The sequence below is a fragment of the Streptomyces sp. NPDC027663 genome (assembly GCF_055566415.1).
This window is the reverse complement of the sequence record NZ_JBVHSK010000020.1, coordinates 69,011-88,538: the sequence shown is the minus strand read 5'-3', so window position 1 is coordinate 88,538 and position 19,528 is coordinate 69,011. Positions and strand designations below refer to the sequence as shown.

General features: G+C 75.9%; 1 protein-coding gene. It reads right to left on the bottom strand.

Annotation, left to right across the window (positions count from 1 at the left end; translation table 11 throughout):
* Window positions 1-5: 5 nt before the first annotated feature.
* Window positions 6-19,238, bottom strand: coding sequence for a non-ribosomal peptide synthetase (locus tag ACZ4SF_RS34450; RefSeq protein WP_468392359.1), 19,233 nt, complete (start codon window positions 19,236-19,238; stop codon window positions 6-8).
* Between the last annotated feature and the right edge of the window lie 290 nt (window positions 19,239-19,528).

Here is a 19,528-nt window from a genome sequence, read left to right as displayed (position 1 = left end):
GATCCTCACCGTTCGTGGTCGTGGCCGCCGGACGCGGCGTCTTCGGTGTCGTGACTGTCTGCGGGGTCCGGGCCGTCGCTGTCGTACGCGGGGTCCGGGCCGTCGGCGCCGTGCGCAGGGTCCGGGCCGTCGGCGGCGTACGCGAGGTACGGGCCGCCTGCGCCGTATGCGGGGTCCGGGCCGTCGGCGCCGTGCGCAGGGTCCGGGCCGTCGGCGCCGTGCGCGAGGTACGGGCCGCCTGCGCCGTATGCGGCGTCCGGGTAGTCGTCCGCGCATCCGGCGTCCGGGCCGTCGGCGGCGTACGCGGCCTGTTCGAGTTCGCTCAGCACCTGTTCCTCCACCAGCTCCGCCAGGGCGGCGACGGTGCGCGAGACCAGGACGTCGCGGGGAGTGAGCGTGACGCCGAACGCGTCGTTGGCCCGGGAGGCGATGAGCAGGGCGCGCAGGGAGTCGCCGCCGAGCAGGAAGTAGTCGTCCTCGGCGCCCACGGCCGTCTCCAGGGTCTCCTCCCAGACGGCCGCCAGCGCCTCCTCGGTGGGCGTGCGGGGTGCCACGTACTCGGGCCGCTCCCGTTCCCCGGCCGGTGCCGGGGCGGGCAGGGCCGCCCGGTCGGTCTTGCCGTTCTCGGTGAGCGGGAAGCGGTCCAGCACCACGAACGCGGACGGCACCATGTATCCGGGCAGCGAGCGGCCTGCCAGCTCCCGCAGTTCGGCGGGAGCTGGCGGCTCGGCGCCGGGGACCGTGAGCAGGTGGGCGACCAGCCGCGGCAGGCCCGGTTCGTCCTCGCGTACGGTCACCACGGCGTCCAGCACGCCCGGATGGCGCACCAGGGCCGCTTCGACCTCGCCCGCCTCGATGCGGTGACCGCGCAGCTTCAGCTGGTGGTCGGTGCGGCCGAGGTAGTGCAGTTCGCCCGCGCTGTCGCGGCGCACCAGGTCGCCGGTGCGGTACATGCGGGTGCCGGGCGGCCCGAACGGGTCGGCGGTGAACCGGGCCGCGGTCAGTCCGGGCCGGCCGAGGTAGCCGCGCGCCAGCGCCGGTCCGCTGAGCCACAGTTCGCCGGTGACGCCGTCGGGGACCGGCCGCAGCCGGGCGTCGAGGACGTAGGCGCCCGTGGCGGGCAGCGGGCGGCCGATGGGCGGTGCGGTGCCGTCCGCCGCCAGCGGGGCGGACCAGGTGGCGACGACGGTGGCCTCGGTGGGGCCGTAGGAGTTGACCATGCGGTGGTGCGGGGCCCAGCGGGCGACGAGTTCGGGACCGCACGCGTCGGCGCCGACGATCAGTGTCTTCAGGTCCGGCAGCGTGCCGGGCGTGTCGGGCGGCAGGGTGGCGAGCGCGGCAGGCGGCAGCAGGGTGTGCGTGATGCGCCCGTCCCGCAGGACGCCGGCGAGTTCGGCGCCGAGCAGCGGTCCCGGCCGGGGTACGACGAGACGGGCGCCGTGCGGCAGGGACATGCACAACTCCAGCACGGAGGCGTCGAAGCTGGGCGTGGCGAAGGCCAGTACCCGGTCGCCGGGGGCCACTTGGTAGTGGGCGGCCTCGGCGGCGGAGAACGCGGCGAGGCCGCGGTGGGTGACGACGACACCCTTGGGGGTGCCGGTGGAGCCGGAGGTGTAGATGACGTAGGCCGGGTCGTCCGTATCGAGCGGGCGGGTCCGGTCTGCGTCGGTGGGCCGGTGCCCGGGCACGTCGTCCGGCGGTGCGGCGAGCAGACCGGCGATCTCCTTGGCGTCCAGGGTGAGGGCGGGGGCCGCGTCGCGCAGCATCAGCGCGATCCGTTCCTCCGGGTAGGCCGGGTCGACGGGCAGGAACGCGGCGCCGGCCTTCGTGACCGCCAGCTGCGCCAGCACCATGTCCGCCGAGCGGGGCAGCAGCAGCGCGACGAGATCGCCGGGGCCGGCGCCCCGGGCGATGAGCCGGTGTGCCAGCCGGTTGGCCCGGTCCTCCGCCTCCGCGAAGCTCAGCGGCGCGCCGGCCGCGTCGAGCGCGGGTGCGGCCGGCCACCGGTCGACGGCGGCCTCGACCAGGGCCGGCAGGGTGGTGGCGGGCACCTGGCCGAGCGCGGGGCGGGCCGGTCCGCGCAGCAGCCGCTCGCGTTGCGCCGGCGGCAGTACGTCGAGGTCGTCGAGGCGGGCGGTGCCGTCCGAGGCGGCCAGGACCCCCAGGGTGTGCAGCAGCTGCCCGGCCAGCGAGGCGGCGGTGACCTCCTCGAAGTACCGCGGGTCGTAGCCGAGTTCGACCGTCAGCCGGTCGCCGGGCGAGACGACCACGGTGAGGGGGTAGTTGGTGGCCTCCCGGGCGTCCAGGTCCCGCAGGGCGAGGCCGTGCGCGCCCGCGGTCGCATCGCCGACCGGGTAGTTCTCGAAGACCACCAGGCTGTCGAACAGGGAGGTGCCCGGCGGGAGTTCGCCGAGGGAGTGCAGCGTGCCGAGGGGCAGGTGGTCGTGGCGGCGGTCCTCGGCCCGGGCCTCCTGGAACGCGCGCAGCCAGGTGTCGCAGCGGGCACCGCCGTCGACCTCGGTGCGGGCGGGGAGGGTGGTGATGAACAGGCCGGTGATGGTGTCGGCGCCGGGCAGACCGGCGGGCCGCCCGGAGACGGTGGTGCCGAAGCAGACCTCCCGCTCCCCGCTCCACCGCGCCAGCAGCAGCGCCCAGGCACCCTGCACCAGGGTGTTGAGGGTGAGGCGGTGCCTGCGGGCGAAGTCCTGCAGCCGGTGTGTCAGGTCGGCGCCGAGAGTCCGGGAGAGCCAGGTGCCGGAGCGGGCCGTGGCGTCCGGGGCGGGCCGGTGGTCGTACGGCAGCGGGGTCGGGGCGTGCAGGCCGGCCAGGGCGCCGCGCCAGTGCTCCTCGGCCTGGCGGGTGTCGCGGGCGGCGAGCCACGCGGCGTAGTCCGCGAACGGCCTGCGCTCGGGCAGCCGGGGCCGCTCGCCGCGGACCAGGGCGTCGTGCGCGGCCATGACGTCGGACAGGACGTGGAAGACGCTCCAGCCGTCCAGCAGGACGTGGTGGAAGGTCCATACCACCCGGACCGCGTCCGGGCCGAGCCGGACCAGGGCGAGCCGCAGCAGCGGCGCGCGGTCCAGGGCGATGCCCCGGGCGCGCTCCTCGGCGAGCAGCCGCTCCAGCTCCGCGTCGTGCCGGTCCGCCGGGATCGCGCTCCAGTCGTGTTCGGTGACCGGCAGGGTCACGTGCCGGTGGACGACCTGGAGCGGCACGGGTACGCCGTGCAGGACGACGGAGGTGCGCAGCACGGGGGTGCGGTCGACGACCTGCTGCCAGGCCGCGGCGAGGGTCCTCGGGTCGTGGGCGCCGTCCGCCACGAACGTGATCTGCTCCACGTACAGGCCGTGTTCGGCGTCGTCCAGGCCGTGCATCACCATGCCGGTCTGGGTGGGGGTGAGCGGATAGACGTCCGTCACGTCCGTCCCGTCGCCGACGAGCCGGTCGACGGCCGCCTGGTCCAGCGGGGCGAGCGGGAAGTCGGAGGGGGTACGGCCGCCGGCGCCGGGTTCGGCGCAGTGCCGGACGATCGCGCGGAGTTCACCGGTCAGCTCGGCGGCCAGCCGCGCTACGGTCTCGTGCCGGTGCACCTCACGGGAGTACGACCAGGTGAACTCCAGCCGTTCGCCGGTGACCCGGCCGAGGACGTCGAGGAGGTGCGGCCGGTCCGCGGAGCGGTCCATGCCGCCGGCGAGTCCGCCGTGCGGCGCGAGCAGCAGGCCGCCCGGCGTGCCGGTGCGGTCCTGTCGGCCCAGGTAGTTGAAGCAGACCGGCGGCAGGGCGGGCAGTTCGCGGCCAGCCATGGGGTGCAGGAAGCGCAGCGCGCCGTAGCCGACTCCGCCGTGCGGTACGGCCCGGAGGTTCTCCTTGACGGTCTTCAGGGCGGTGCCGGTGTCCGCGTCCCGGGGCACGTCCAGGGCGACGGGGTACATCGCGGTGAACCAGCCGGCGGTCCGGGCGAGGTCGGTGTCCTCGAACAGTTCTTCGCGGCCGTGGCCCTCCAGGGTCACCGCCACCCGGTCCCGGCCGGTCCAGCGGGCCAGGACCCGGCCCAGCGCGCACAGCAAGACGTCGTTGACGCGGGTGCGGTAGGCCTCCGGCACGTCCTGGAGCAGCCGGCGTGTCTCCTCGGCGTCGAGTCCCGCGGTCACACTCTCCTCGTCGGCGACGGTGTCGGAGCCGCCGGGGTGGTCGGCGGGCAGCACGGTGCCGGTGTCGAGGCCGCGCCAGTGGGCGAGTTCGCCGTCGAAGCCGCCCGCCTCGGTGTGCTCGGCGAGCCGTCGCGCCCAGGCCTGGAACGACGTGCTCTTCGGGGGGAGGGCGGGCCGTTCGCCGTCCCGCAGCGCGCGGTAGGCGGTTTCGAGGTCCTCCAGGATCAGCCGCCAGGACACGGCGTCCACGACCAGGTGGTGGGCGGCGAGCAGCAGCACCGGCCGCCCGCCGTCGCCGGGCCGGCACAGCGCGGCCCGCAGCAGCGGCCCGCCGGCCAGGTCGAACCCGGCGGCCAGGGCCCCGGCCACCTCGCCCGGGGCCGCCCGGTCGTGCACCTCCAGGTGCGGGTCACGGTCGCCGGGGGCGGTGCCGTACTGCCGCCACCTCCCGGCACCGGCCGGCTCGAACCGCATCCGCAGCGCGTCGTGGTGCTCCAGTACGGCGGCCAGGGCGGCCCGCAGCAGCGCCTCGTCGGGGTCCGTGGCCAGCTCGAAGGAGACCGTCTGGCTGAAGTGGGCGGGGTCGCCGGTGAGGGTGTCCAGCAGCCAGTGCTGTACGGGGGTGAGCGGAGCCTCGCCGGTCACCGGGCCCTGTTCGGCGGTACCGGCGGACCCACCGGGAGCGGGCATCCGCTCGGCGACGGCGGCGAGTTCGGCGAGGGTCTGGTGGGTGAACAGGTGCCGGGGGGTCAGCGCGAGTCCGGCCCGGCGGGCGGCGGAGACGATCTGGATGCCGAGGACGGAGTCACCGCCGAGGGTGAAGTAGTTGTCGTCTGCGCCGACTTCGGGCACGCCCAGCACCTCGCACCAGATGGCCGCGAGTGTCTGCTCGGCCTCGGTGCGCGGCGGCCGGCCGGCCGTGCCGGCGGTCGGCGCCGTCCACTCGGGTACGGGCAGCGCCCGCCGGTCGAGCTTGCCGGTGGCCCCGAGCGGCAGCCGCTCCAACGGGACGACGAGGGCGGGAACGAGGTGGTCCGGGAGACTGCGGGCGAGGAAGGCCCGCAGCTCACCGAGGTCGGGCAGGCCGCCCGAGTGGTTGTGCCCCTCACCGGCGGGGACCGGCGAGCCCGTCGAGCGGCTCTCGGTGTGGCCGGCGGTGACCCGGGAGCCGGCCGGGCCGCTCTCCGCAGCACCGACAAGATCCCGCGAGCCCGCCGCACAGTTCTCCGTCCGGCCCGCGGGGACCGGGGAGACGGCCGGGCCGCTCTCCGCAGCACCGACAAGGTCCGGCGAGCCCGCCGCACAGTCCTCTGTCCGGCCCGCGGGGACCGGGGAGACGGCCGGGGCGCCGTCCGCAGCGCCGGCAGGGGCCGGGACGGCCGTCGTCCGAGGCACCACGTAGCCGATCAGGCGGCGGTGGCCCGCGTGTTCGACGACGCGGGCCGCTGCCGCGGCCACGGCCGGGTGGCGGGCCAGCGCGGCTTCCACCTCCCCGAGTTCGATCCGGAAGCCGCGCACCTTGACCTGGTCGTCCCCACGGCCGAGGTAGACGAGGTCGCCGTCGGCCGTCCAGCGGACCAGGTCGCCGGTGCGGTACATGCGGCTGCCGGGCGGCCCGAACGGGTCGGGCACGAACCGGTTGGCGGTCAGGCCGGGGCGGCGCAGATAGCCGCGGGCGACGCCGGTTCCGGCGAGGAACAGCTCTCCGGGCGCACCGGCGGGCACCGGGCGCATCCGGTCGTCCAGGACATAGGCGCGGGCACCCCCCAGCGGCCGGCCGATCGGCGGGTCCCGGTCGGGGTCGGACGGGTCGCAGGTGAAGGCGGTGGCGTAGACAGTGGCCTCGGTGGGGCCGTAGATGTTGCGCACCTCGCAGCCGGGCACGGCCGCGCGGACCCGGCCCACGGTCCGGGCGGGCAGCCCCTCCCCCGCGAGGACGACGGTGTCCGCGGTGATCCGGACGGCGTCCTCGGCGAGCAGCCGGTCCAGGGCCGAGGGCACCGCGCTGAGCAGTCCGGCCCGCCAGGCCCCGGGGCGCTCGGCGAGGGCCAGCAGGTCGCGGACGATCTCCACGCAGCCGCCGGACAGCAGCGGCGAGAAGATCTCGAAGACCGACACGTCGAAGTTGAGCGAGGTGGACGCCAGCACGTGCTCCAGTCCGCGCCCGGTGAACTCGGCCGCCGCCCAGTCGGTCAGGGCCAGCACGGACGCGTGGCTGACCACCACGCCCTTGGGGCGGCCGGTCGAGCCGGAGGTGTGGATGACGTAGGCGGGGTGCCCGGGCAGCAGGGTGCCGCGCCGCTCGTCGTCGCCGACGGGCGTGTCCGGCACCTCGCCGCGCACCTCGGCGGCGGGCACCTCGGCGGCCCGCACCTCGCCGCCGGGCACCTCGAAGCCGGGCACCTCGGCGGCGCGCATCTCTGCGGCGGGCTCCTCGTCCAGCAGGATCCGGGCGTACGGGCCCTCGGGCAGCCGGCCGGCGGTCTCCGCCGCGGTGATCACGGCGTCGGGCCGTACGTCCTCGAAGAGGAACGCGACCCGCTCGGCGGGGTACTGCGGGTCGACCGGCAGATAGCCGGCGCCGCTCTTGAGCACCGCGAGGAGCGCGACGACCAGGTCGGCGGTGCGCGGCAGGCAGAGGGCGACGAAGCGCTCGGGTCCGGCGCCGGCGGCGATGAGCAGCCGGGCCAGCCTGCTGGAGCGGGCGTCGAGTTCGCGGTAGCTGAGGCAGGTGCCGGCGTGGCGGACGGCCGGGGCGTCCGGGGTCCGCTCGGCCTGCCGCCGGAACGCCTCGGGCAGGGTGCCGTGCGGTGCCTCGGCTTCCCGTCCGCCGAACCTGGTCACCAGTGCCCGCCCCTCGGCCGGCTCCAGCAGCGGCAGGTCGGCCAGGCGGCGGTCCGGTGCGTCGGCCATGCCGGTCAGCAGGGCGCGCAGGCTCTCGCCGAGCGCCTCCACGGTGGTGGCGTCGAAGGCGGCCGGGTCGTAGTCCAGGTGCACGGCGAGGGTGTCGCCGGGCGCGACGATCACGCTGAGCGGGTAGTTCGTCGGCTCCAGGTCCCGCTCCTGTTCCATGGCCAGGCCGTACCGGGCCAGAGACCCTTCGTCGAAGGGGTAGTTCTCGAAGACCACGATGGAGTCGAACAGGCCCGTGCCGCCGGGCACCTCGCTCCACGACTGCACCTGCGCGAGCGAGACGAAGTCGTGGCGCCGGGCCTCGGCCTGGGCCTCCTGGAGTTCGCGCAGCCAGTCCAGCAGCGGTCGCCGCCCGTCGACGCGGGCCCGGGTGGGCAGGGTGTTGATGAACAGGCCGACCATCGAGGTGACGCCCGGCAGTTCGGCGGGCCGGCCGGAGACGGTCGTACCGAACACCACGTCCTCACCGCCGCCGTAGCGGGACAGCAGCAGCGCCCAGGCGCCCTGGAGGACCGTGTTGAGGGTCAGCCCGGCCCGCTGGGCGGTCTCCCGCAGCCGTGCCGAGACGTCCGCGCCGAGGATCATCCGCACGGACCCGGAGGAGGAGGCGCGGTGGGCCTCGGCGGGCCGCCGGTCGCGGGGCAGTCCGGTGGGGGCCTGGAAGCCGGCGAGCGTGGTGCGCCAGTACCGCTCGGCGCGGCCGGTGTCCCGGCCGGCCAGCCAGCGCAGGTAGTCGGCGAAGGGCCTGCGCTCGGGCAGTTGCGGGCGGCGCCCGGCGGTCAGGGCGGCGTACCGCGCGCACACCTCGTCGAAGACCTGGGCAGCGCTCCAGCCGTCGAGCAGGACGTGGTGGAACGTCCACACCAGCCGGACCCGGTCCGGTGCCAGTCGGATCAGCATCAGCCGCATCAGGGGCGCGGTGCCGAGGTCGACGCCCGTCTCCCGGTCCGCGGCGAGCAGCCGGTCCAGCTCGCGCGCGGCGCGCCCGTCCGACCAACCGGACCAGTCGTGGTGGGTGACGGGCACCGTGGCCCGGTGACGGACGACCTGGAGCGGCTCCGGGGTCTCCTGCCACACCAGGTGGGTGCGCAGCACGGGGTTGGCGTCCGCGGTGTGCTGCCATGCCTCGGCGAGCGCGCGGGCGTCGGTGACGCCGGACAGCACCAGCTGCACCTGGTTGACGTACGTACGGCTGTCGGCGTCGAGCAGGCTGTGGAAGAGCATGCCGGCCTGCATCGGGGTCAGCGGGTAGACGTCCGCGACGTCCCGGCCGTCCCCGGCGATCCGGTCCACGGCAGGCTGGTCCAGCCGGGCCAGCGGGAAGTCCGACGGGGTACGGCCGCCCGCCTCCGGCAGGGCGCAGTGCGCGACGATGTCGCCGAGCGCCCGGAGCATGCCCTCGGCGAGCGCGGTGACCGTCTCCGAGCGGTGCCGTCCGGCACTGTAGTGCCAGGTGATCTCCAGCCGGTCGTCCTCGACCCGGGCCACGACGTCCAGCAGGTGCGGCCGTTCGGTGCCCGGTGCCTCGGCGCCGCCCAGGCCACCGGGCACCGCCCCGATCAGGGTCCCGGTGTCGGCGGACCAGTCGAAGCGGCCCAGGTAGTTGAAGCTGATGGCGGGCTCCGGCGCGCCGGTGAGCCGCTCCTCGCGGGCGAGGTGGCGCAGCACGCCGTAGCCGATACCGCGGTCGGGTACGGCCCGCAGCTGCTCTTTGACCACCTTCAGGGCGGTGCCCCAGTCCCCCGCCGGGACGGTCAGGGCGAGCGGGAAGAGCGAGGTGAACCAGCCGACCGTGCGGGACAGGTCGACGTCCTCGAACAGCCGGTCCTCGCGGCCGTGCCCCTCCAGGCCGACGGCGACGGTGTCGCGTCCCGTCCAGTCGGCGAGGACCCGGCCCAGCGCGGTGAGCAGGACGTCGTCGATGCGGGTGCGGTAGACACCGGGGACACGGCGCAGGAGGGCGTCGGTGCGGTCGCGGTCCAGCCGGACGGTGACCTCGCGGACGTCGGCCGCGGTGTTGCCGCCGTCGGAGTCGACGGGCAGCGGGTCGGCGCAGGCCCGGGCGGTGCGCTCCCAGTGGGCGAGCTGGGCGGCGAAGCGGTCGTGGCCGCGCAGTCGTCGGGCCCACGCCTGTACGGAGGTGGTGCGGGCGGGCAGCCGTACGGGCTCCCCGGACGCGGCCTGCCGGTAGGCGGTCTCCAGGTCCTCCAGCAGGATCCGCCAGGAGACTCCGTCGACCACGAGGTGGTGGGCGACCAGCAGCAGCCGGGCGGGCCGGGTGCCGTCGGCGGTGAACAGCCGGGCGGCGACCAACGGGCCCGTGCCGAGCCGGAGTCCGGTGTGCGCGGCCGTGGTGAGGCGTTCCTCGTCCGCCTGGTCGTGGACCTGGAGCAGCTCGGGGACCGGGCTGCCGGTGGCGGCGACGTCCTGCGTCCAGATGCCGTCGCCGTCGAGGGTGAACCGGGCGCGCAGGGCGTCGTGGTGCGTCCACAGGGCGGTGAGGGCGGTGCGCAGGGCGTCCTGGTCGACGGCGCCGGCCGTCTCGATGACGACGGACTGGTTGAAGAAGGCGGCGTGCGCCGGCCGTGGGTCGAGGAACCAGTGCTGGATCGGCAGGAGACCGGCTGCTCCGGTGACCGGTTCGGTGCCGGCGACGGCGGGCGCGGCACCGCCGGTGGCGGCGGCCAGTTCGGCCACGGAAGGGTGCCGGAACAGGTCGCGGGGGCTGAGGGCGAGTCCCGCGGCCCGGGCCCGGGAGACCACCTGGATGCTGAGGATGGAGTCGCCGCCCAGCATGAAGAAGTTGTCGTCCACGCCGACCCGTGCCACGCCCAGCAGATCGGCCCAGATCCCGGCGAGGATCCGCTCGGTCTCGGTGCGCGGGGCACGGTGGGCCTGCTCGCCGCCCGCCGACCAGTCGGGGGCGGGCAGCCGCCGCCGGTCGACCTTGCCGTTGGCCGTCAGCGGCAGCTCCGGCACGGTGACGAAGGCGGCGGGCAGCATGTAGTCGGGCAGACCGGCCGCCAGGTGGGCGCGCAGCCCGGCGGCGGAGGGCACCGCGGCGGCTGCGGCGGGTACGAGGTGGGCGGCCAGCCGCTTGCGTCCGCCGTCCTCGTAGAGGGAGACGACGGCCTCGGCGATGCCGGGGTGTGCGGTGAGCCGGGCCTCGATCTCGGCGGGTTCTACGCGGAAGCCGCGGATCTTGATCTGGTCGTCCGCCCGGCCGACGAAGTGCAGTTCGCCGTCGGCGCTCCAGCGCACGATGTCGCCGGTGCGGTACATGCGGGTGCCGGGCGGGCCGTAGGGGTCGGCGAGATAGCGGGCTGCGGTCGCCCCGGGCCGGCCGGCGTAACCGCGGGCCAGACCGGCGCCGGCGATGTACAGCTCGCCGGGTATGCCCGGGGGCTGGGGCTGGAGGGCGGCGTCCAGGACGTAGGCGCGGGTGTTGTCGAGGGGACGCCCGATGGGCAGCACGGCGGGCAGCGGGTCGCCGGCGCGGAAGACACGGCGGGTGGCGAACGTGGTGGTCTCGGTGGGGCCGTAACCGTCCACGACGGTCAGGCCGGGGCAGGCGTCCAGCACCCGGCGCACCACCGCGCCCGGCACGGCCTCGCCGCCCGTCCACACCTCCCGGGCGCCGCGCAGGCAGCCCGGGTCCTCCTGGGCCAGGAGGCGGAACAGGCCCGCGGTCAGCCACAGGCAGCCGACCCGCTGCTCGGTGACGGCACGCCGGACCTGGGCGGCGTCCAGGTCGGCGGGCGGGGCGAGGACGGCCGTGCCGCCGCGCAGCAGCGGCACCCACACCTCGTAGGTGGCGGCGTCGAAGGCGTGCGGCGAGTGCACGAGGACCCGGTCGTGCCCGGCGAAGGCCCGGTCCAGGGCGAGCGCGGCGACGTCCCGCTGGCGCACCGCGACGCCCTTGGGGGTGCCGGTGGAGCCCGAAGTGAACATCAGGTACTGGACGTTGTCGGGATGCACGGTCCACGCGGGCTCGGGGCCGTCGGTGCCCGAGGTGTCGTCGGCCCGCAGGACGCGGTCGCCGGGCAGCAGTTGCCGGGCGGTCTCCTCCCGTGCGGCGTCGGTGAGCAGCAGGCCGGCTCCGGCCTCGGCCAGGGTCCGGCGCAGCCGCTCGGCCGGCGCCCTGCCGTCCAGCGGCACGTACACCCCGCCGGTGCGCACGAGCGCCAGCTGGGTGACGATCAGGTCGGCGGAGCGGTCCATGAGGACGCCGACCGGGTGTTCCGGCCGTACCCCGAGCCCGGCCAGCCGTGCCGCCAGCCGGGCCGCACGGGCGTCGAGTTCTCGGTAGGTGAGGTGTTCGTCCCCGGCTTCCAGGGCCACGGCGTCGGGGGTACGGCGCACCTGCGCGGCGAAGAGGGCGGCGACGGTGGTGTCGGGCAGGTCGGTGGCGGTGTCGTTCCAGGCGTGCAGCACCTGTTCGCGGCGGTCCGGGCCGAGCAACGGCAGCCGGGCGGGCGGGCGTCGGGAGCCGGTGGCCATGCCGGTGAGCAGGACGGTCAGGTATTCGGCCAGGCGCTCGGCGGTGGCGGTGTCGAACAGCTCGGGGTCGTGTCCGAGGCGCAGGACCAGCTCCTCGCCCGGGTAGGCGGTCAGGCTCAGCGGGTAGTTGGTGGTCTCCACGCCCTCCAGGCCGGTCAGGCGCAGCCCGTGGACGGCGGCGAGGTCGTCGTCCACCGGGTAGTTCTCGAAGACGACGATGCTGTCGAACAGTCCCACGCGCTCGGGGAGTCCGGTGAACGTCTTCATCCGGGTGAGCGGCAGGTGGTCGAAGCGCCGGTCCTCGCTCTGGTCGTGCTGGAGCGCGCGCAGCCAGTCGAGCAGGGTGCCGTCGCCGGGGACGGTGACGCGGGTGGGCAGGGTGGTGATGAAGAGGCCGGTCATGGCCTCGGCGCCGGGCAGCTCGGGCGGCCGTCCGGACACGGTGGTGCCGAACACCACCTCGTCCCGGCCCGCCTGGCGGGCCAGCAGCAGCGCCCAGGCGCCCTGCACCAGGGTGTTCAGGGTGAGGCCGGAGGTGCGGGCCAGCTCTTCCAGCGCCCGCGTGGTGGCCGCGGGCAGCGTGCCGTGGACCGCGTGCGTGGACTCGGCGCGGTGGGCCTCGCGCGGCTCACGGTCGTACGGCAGCGAGGTGGCCTCGGTCAGGCCGGACAGGCGCCGCTGCCAGTGCCGTTCGGCCGCTGCCCGGTCGCGCTGCCGCAGCCAGGCCACGTAGTCCCGGTAGGGCGGGCGGTGCGGGAGGGTGCCGGGGCCGGCGGCGTGGTGGGCGAAGACGTCCGAGAGGACCTGGAACATGCTCCAGCCGTCCAGCAGCAGATGGTGGAATGACCACACCACGCGCACGGCGGTGCCGGAGACGCGGGCGAGGAGCAGGCGCTGGAGCGGGGCCCGCCCGAGGTCGATGCCGTCGGCGCGGTCCCGGGCGAGCAGGTCGTCCAGCCGGGTGCGGCGCTCGTCCTCCGTGAGGTCGCGCCAGTCCAGGTGGGTGACGGGCACGGCCGCGTGGCGCTGCACCACCAGCAGCGGTTCGGGTACGTCGTGCCAGACGGCCCGGCCGCGCAGCACCTCGGTACGGTCGGTCACGTGCTGCCAGGCGGCGGCGAGGGCCTCCGGGTCGGGCACGCCGTCCAGGACGAACGTCAGCTGCTGGACGTAGACACCGCGGTCGTCCTGGGACAGGCCGTGGAAGACCATGCCCGCCTGGGTGGGCGTGAGCGGCAGCACGTCGGCCACCGCGGCCGGGTCGGCGCCGGTGATCCGGTCCACGGCGGCCTGGTCGAGCCGGGCCAGCGGGAAGTCGGAGGGGGTGCGGCCGGCGGCTCCCGGCCGGACGGCGTGCCGGGCCAGGTCGTCGAGCGCGTCGGCGAAGCGCCCGGCGAGGGCCGAGACCGTGTCCTCCCGCTGCGGCCCGTCCGCGTAGAACCAGGTGAACTCCAGGCTGTCGCCGACGAGTCGGCCGACGACCTCCAGAGCGTGCGGGCGCTCGGCCGCCGGGTCGGCGTCCAGCTCCAGCGGGCGTACGGTGCCCCGGTACAGGCCGTCGGGGTCGTCCGTCGTGTCCATGCGGCCGAGGTAGTTGAAGCTGATCTGCGCGTCCGCGGTGCGCGGTGCCGCCCCGGGTCCGGCCAGCCGGCGCAGCGCGTCGTGGCCCAGGCCGTGCCGGGGTACGCCGCGCAACTGCTCCTTGACCTGCTTCAGTACGGCGTCCCAGCCGGCGTCCTCGGGGACGGCGAGCGCGACGGGGTACCGGGTGGTGAACCAGCCGACCGTGCGGCTGATGTCCAGCTCTGGGAAGAGTTCCTCGCGGCCGTGCCCCTCGACGTCGACCACCACCCGGTCCCGGCCGCTCCAGGCGCACAGCGCCCGGCCGAGGGCGCTGAGCAGGACGTCGTTGGCCTGGGTGCGGTAGGTGTCGGGCAGGGTACGCAGCAGGGCCGAGGTCGCTTCGGCGCTCAGGCCCACGGTGAGCGAGCGCTGCGCGGCGTAGGTGCCGGGGCCGCCGGTCAGCTCGGCGGGCAGGGCGGGCTCGGTGCCGGGGACCGCCTCGGCCCAGTAGGCGCGCTCGTCGGCGAAGCCGCCGGCCGCGGCGTGGGCGTTCAGTCTGCGGGCCCACTGCCGCAGCGGCGAGGACTTCGCGGGCAGTGCCGCGGCGCCGTCCTCGCCGGCGCGGCGGGCCCGGTAGGCACGGTCCAGGTCCTCCAGCAGCAGCCGCCAGGAGACTCCGTCGACCACGAGGTGGTGGACGGCGAGGTGCAGCACGTGCGGACGGCCGGGGCCGGGGTCGTGCAGCACGGCCCGCAACAGCGGTCCCCCGGCGAGGTCGAACGGGCCGAAGTGCGGGGTGTCCGACTCAGGGCCCGTGTGGCGGGCCAGCCGGAGGCGGGGCGCCCGGTCGTCGATGCGCCAGCCGGTCCCGGCGGCCGCGTCGTCGGCGGTGAAGCGGGAGCGCAGGGCGTCGTGGTGGGCGACCAGGTCGTTCAGTGCTTCTTCCAGTGCCGCCGGGTCCAGGTCGTCGGGCATCCGGACGGACAGCGCCTGGGAGAAGTGGCCGGAGCGGTCGCCGGCGGCGCCGAACAGCCAGTGCTGGATGGGCGTCAGCGGGGCCGTGCCGGTGGCCGCCTCCGGTGCGGGAGCGGCCTCGCGCGGGTCCGTGGCGGCGTCCGCGCAGTGCGCGAGGGCGGCCACCGTCTGGTGCCGGTAGACGTCCCGGGAGGTGAGCGGCAGACCCGCCTGCCGGGCGCGGGCCACCACCTGGATGCTGAGGATCGAGTCGCCGCCCAGCTCGAAGAAGTTGTCGTCGACGCCGACCCGTTCGATGCGCAGCACCTCGGCCAGGATCGCGGCGAGGGTCCGCTCGGTGGGCGTGCGGGGCGCCACGTGCCGGACCGCGCGGACCGCGGGGCCGGGGTCGGGGAGCCGGCCGCGGTCGAGCTTGCCGTTGGGACTGAGCGGGAGGGTGTCCAGCACGACGACGGTCGACGGGACCATGTAGTCGGGCAGCGTGCGGCCGAGTTCCCGGCGTACGGCCTCGGGTTCGGCCCGCTCGCCGGCGGCCGGCACGACGTAGCCGACCAGGCGGCGGTGGCCGTCGCCGTCGGTCGCGGCGACGGCCGCAGCCTCGGCCACGCCCGCGCAGCCGCGCAGTGCCTCCTCCACCTCGCCCAGTTCGATGCGGAAGCCACGCACTTTGACCTGCTGGTCGGTCCGGCCCACGTACTCCAGCCGGCCGTCGGGACAGCGGCGCACCAGGTCTCCGGTGCGGTACATGCGGTCCCCCGGCGCGCCGAACGGATCGGCGACGAACCGGGCGGCGGTCAGTCCGGCACGGCTGAGATAGCCACGGGCCAGGCCGCCGCCCCCGAGGAACAACTCGCCGGTGACCCCCAGGGGCTGGGGCCGCAGGGCGGCGTCCAGGACATAGGCGCGGGTGCGTGCCACCGGGCCGCCGATGGGCGGGGCCTGCTCCGGCAGCCCGTCGCCGGCGAACCAGGCGGTGGCGTACACGGTGGCCTCGGTGGGGCCGTAGATGTTGGCGATCCGGCAGCCGGGCATCGCGGCCCGCAACTCCTGGACCGTCTGCAGTGGCAGGGCCTCACCGGCGAGGACCACGGTGTCGGCGGTCACGGGTGCCGTGCCGCCCGCGAGCAGCCGGGAGACGACGGACGGCACGCCGCTGAGCAGCCCGGCCCGCCGGGGTCCGGCACCGTCGGCGAGGGCCGGCAGGTCGGCGACCACCTCGACGGTGCCGCCGGCCACCAGGGGGCAGAGCAGCTCGAAGACCGAGACGTCGAAGTTCAGGGACGTGGAGGCGATCACATGGGCCAGTCCCTCGGCACCGAACCGCTCCCCCGCCCACTCCGCGAGCGCGGCGACACTGCGGTGGGTGACCATGACGCCCTTGGGGCGGCCGGTGGAACCGGAGGTGTAGATGACGTACGCGGGATGGTCCGGCAGCAGCGGCCGGAGCCGGTCGGCGTCGGTCAGCTCGGTGTCGGCCAGGTCGCAGGCGGCACAGTCCTCCAGCAGCAGCGGTTCGCACTCCGGCGGCAGCGCGGAGACCGTCTCCCGGGTGGCGACGACGAGAGCGGGCCGGGCGTCGTCGAGCATGAGGCGGACCCGCTCGGCGGGGTACCCGGGGTCGACGGGGAGGTAGCCGGCGCCCGAGGTGAGCACGGCCCACAGCACGGGCACGAGGTCGGCGGAGCGCGGCAGGCACAGCGCGACCAGGGTCTCCGGACCCGCGCCGCGCGCGACGAGCAGCCGGGCCAGCCGGTTCGCACGCCGGGCGACCTCGGCGTAGTCCAGCCGGGTGGGTCCGCAGACGACGGCGGTACGGTCCGGGGTCCGTGCCGCCTGCGCGTGGAGCAGCCCGGGCAGCGTGCCGTACCCGGTCTCCCGTGCCGGGCGGGCGGGCGGGTTCCAGCCGTCCACGAGTGTGCGCTGCTCCTCGGGCGAGAGCATGGGCAGTTCGGCCAGCCTGCGGCCGGGGCCGTCCGCCATGCCCGCCAGCAGCCGGTGCAGATGGGCGGTCATCCGTGCGACGGTCGCCGCGTCGAACAGGTCCGTGTTGAACTCGGCGGTGAGCAGGCAGCCGCCGTCCGCTTCCGGGGTGAACTCCAGCACCAGGTCGAAGCGGGCGGCCGGGCGGGGCAGCGGATGTCCGGCGACGCGCAGACCGCCGGCGAGCGGCGGCACCGGCAGCGCGGTCTGCTGCACGACGAGCGCCTGCACCAGCGGGGTGCGGCTGGGGTCGCGGGGCGGAGCCAGTTCCTCCACCACTCGGTCGAAGGGGACTGCGTCGTGGGCGAAGGCGTCCAGCACCGTCGTCCGCATGGTCTCCACGTACCGGTCCACGGTCGTCCGCTCGTCCACCTCGCCGCGCAGCACGACCGTGTTGGCGAAGAAGCCCGGCACGTCCTCCAGGTCCCGCCGGCCGCGCCCGTTCGTGACGGTGCCGAACGCGATGTCCCGCTGTCCCGAGTAGCGGGAGAACAGCAGTGCGGCGGCACCCGCGAACAGGGTGAACACCGTGGTGCCGCGGCCCGCGGCGAGTTGCCGCAGCCGGGCGGTCAACTCCGCGGGCAGGGTGTGCCGGTGGGCCGCTCCGGCGGTGGTGCGCACAGCGGGCCGCGGCCGGTCCGTGGGCAGTTCCAGCTGCTGGATGCCCGTCAGGTGACGTTTCCAGTAGGCAAGGTCGTCGGTGTCCGCGTCGCCGGCCCGCCGCGCCCGCTCCCAGACCGCGAAGTCCGGGTACTGCACGGTGGGTTGCGGGAGTCCGTCGGGCTCACCGGTGGTCTCCGCGTGGTAGAGGGCGGCGAGTTCACGGGTGAGGACGCCCACCGACCAGCCGTCGGTGACGATGTGGTGCTGGGCCAGGAGGAGCAGGTGGTCCTCGGCGGTGAGCCGGACGAGCAGGGCCCGGGTGAGCGGGCCGGCCGCCAGGTCGTACGGGCGGCTCAGCTCCTCGGTGAGCAGTTCCTCGGCGGCCTCGGCGCGGCGCGCGCCGGGTACGCCGGAGACGTCGGCCGTCCGCAGGGGCAGGTCCGGCTCCGGTGCGACCCGCTGGACGCCCTGGCCGTCGGCCGTGGGGAACGTGGTGCGCAGGGCGGCGTGCCGCGCCGCGAGACGGTGCAGGGCGCGGCGCAGCGCGTCCGGGTCCAGGGCGCCGCGCAGCCGCAGGGCCACACCGGTGTTGTACTCGGTGCCGCCCGCGGTGAGGTCGTCCAGATACCACAGTCTCCGCTGCGCGCTGGACAGCGGCAGTCTGCCCTCGCGCGGGGCCGGCGGGATCGGCTCCGGCGCCGCGGCGGCCGACGGTTCGGCGAGCAGGGGGGCGAGAGCGGCGACCGTCCGCGCGGTGAAGACGTCCCGCACGGTCAGCCGGACGCCCAGCTCGTCGCGGACGCGGGCGAGGACACGGGCGGCGAGGATCGACTCACCGCCCAGGTCGAAGAAGTCGTCGTGGATTCCGACCTCTTCGAAGCCCAGGACGTCCGCCCAGATCGCGGCGAGGGCCCGCTCCTGGGCGGACCGCGGCGCCACCCGGCCGGCTGCGACCGCGCGCTCCGGCGCGGGCAGGGCCCGCCGGTCGATCTTGTGCTGCGGGGTGAGCGGCATCCGGTCCAGCACGACGACGGCGGAGGGCACCATGTGCGCGGGCAGCACGGCGGCCAGGGCGGCACGCAGGGCGACCGGGTCGAGGGGGTGCTCGGGGGCCGGGGCGGAAGCGGTGGGGTCGGCGGGAGTCGCCGGGTCCGTGGTGGGCGGGCGTCCGGCCGGGGTGACGTAGCCGACGAGGCGTCGATGGCCCGGCTCGTCCTCGCGTACCACGACGACGGCCTCGCCGACGGTGCCGGCCCGGCGCAACGCGGCCTCGATCTCGCCCGGCTCGACCCGGAAGCCGCGGATCTTCACCTGCCGGTCCAGCCGGCCCAGGAACTCCAGTTCCCCGTCGGCGGTCCGGCGCGCCCGGTCCCCGGTGCGGTACAGGCGGGCGCCGGGCGGGCCGAAGGGGTCGGCGACGAAGCGCGCCGCGGTCAGGCCCGGGCGGCCCAGGTAGCCGCGGGCCACCGCGTCACCGCCCACGAACAACTCGCCCTCGGCGCCGGACGGCACGGGCCGCATCGCGGCGTCGAGCACGTACACCCGGGTGTGCGGCAGGGCACCGCCGATCGTCGGCGTGCCGCCGCCGGCGGTGAGCGGCCCGGTCCAGGTGGCGACGATGGTGGCCTCGGTCGGACCGTAGCTGTTGATCATGCGGCGGCCCGGTGCCCAGCGGTCGACGAGCCCGGCCGGGCAGGCCTCGGCGCCCACGATCAACGTGCGCAGATGGCGTGCGGTGCCCTGTGCGGGGTCGGGCAGGGTGGCCAGTGCGGCGGGCGGGATGAGGGCGTGGGTGATGCGGTGCTCGTCCAGGACCGCGGCGAGTTCGTCGCCCAGCCAGGGCCCCTGCGGTGGTACGACGAGCGTGGCTCCGGACAGGACGGAGACGCACAGCTCCAGGACGGAGGCGTCGAAGCTCGGCGAGGAGAACTGGAGCACCCGGTCGCCGGGACCCACCGCGTACCGTTCGGCGGCTGCCGAGGTGAAACCGCCGATGCCACGGTGGGTGACGGTCACGCCCTTGGGGGTGCCGGTGGAGCCGGAGGTGTAGATGACGTAGGCCGCGTGCCCGGCTTCGACGCCGACTGCGGCCGGGGGTACCGCGGCGGTTTCGGTGTCGAGCAGTTCGCCCACCCGGCGCGGATCGTCCAGGGTGACCGCGGGAGCGGCGTCGGCGAGCATCAAAGCTCGGCGCTCGGCGGGGTAGGCGGGGTCCACGGGCAGGAAGGCGGCGCCCGCCCCGGCGACGGCAAGCTCCGCCGCGATCAGCTCCAGGGAGCGCGGCAGGACCAGGGCCACCACCCGGTCGGGCCCGGCTCCCCGGCGTAGCAGGTGCGCGGCCAACCGGTCGGCCCGGGTGGCCAGTTCGCGGTAGGTCCAGGTCCGCCGGCCGTCGGTGAGGGCCGGTGCGTCCGGGGTGCGGGCCACCCAGGCGGTGAACAGTTCGCCGAGCGTCGGACACCCCGGAGCCGTCGCGCTTCCCGGCGTGCCGGCGGTGGAGCCGGCCTGGGGCAGGGAGGACGCCGGTGCGGGCTTGTCGTGCAGGTCCGTCATGGGTGAAGTCCTTTGAGAGCGGGACGATACGGCGCGGGCCACGCGGGCGACCCGGCCTCGCCACGGGGCGGTGCGCGGGATCGGAGGTGACACGCCGGGGTGTGCGCGACGGTGGGGCGGTGCGGTGGGCGGGCCGGGGTGGATCGGATACGGACGGGGACGGGCGGGCCGGGGGAATCGGATACGGACCGGGACGGGCGGGCCGGCGGGGCGCCGGGCGGTGGCGGAGTCGTCCGGGGACGACGACCGGTTCACGGACCCGGTGGAGGAGGTGGCGGAGCCGCCCGGCG

Coding starts and splice junctions, on each gene's coding strand:
- ACZ4SF_RS34450 (WP_468392359.1), bottom strand. CDS start 19,238: ATGACGGACCTGCACGACAAGCCCGCACCGGCGTCCTCCCTGCCCCAG.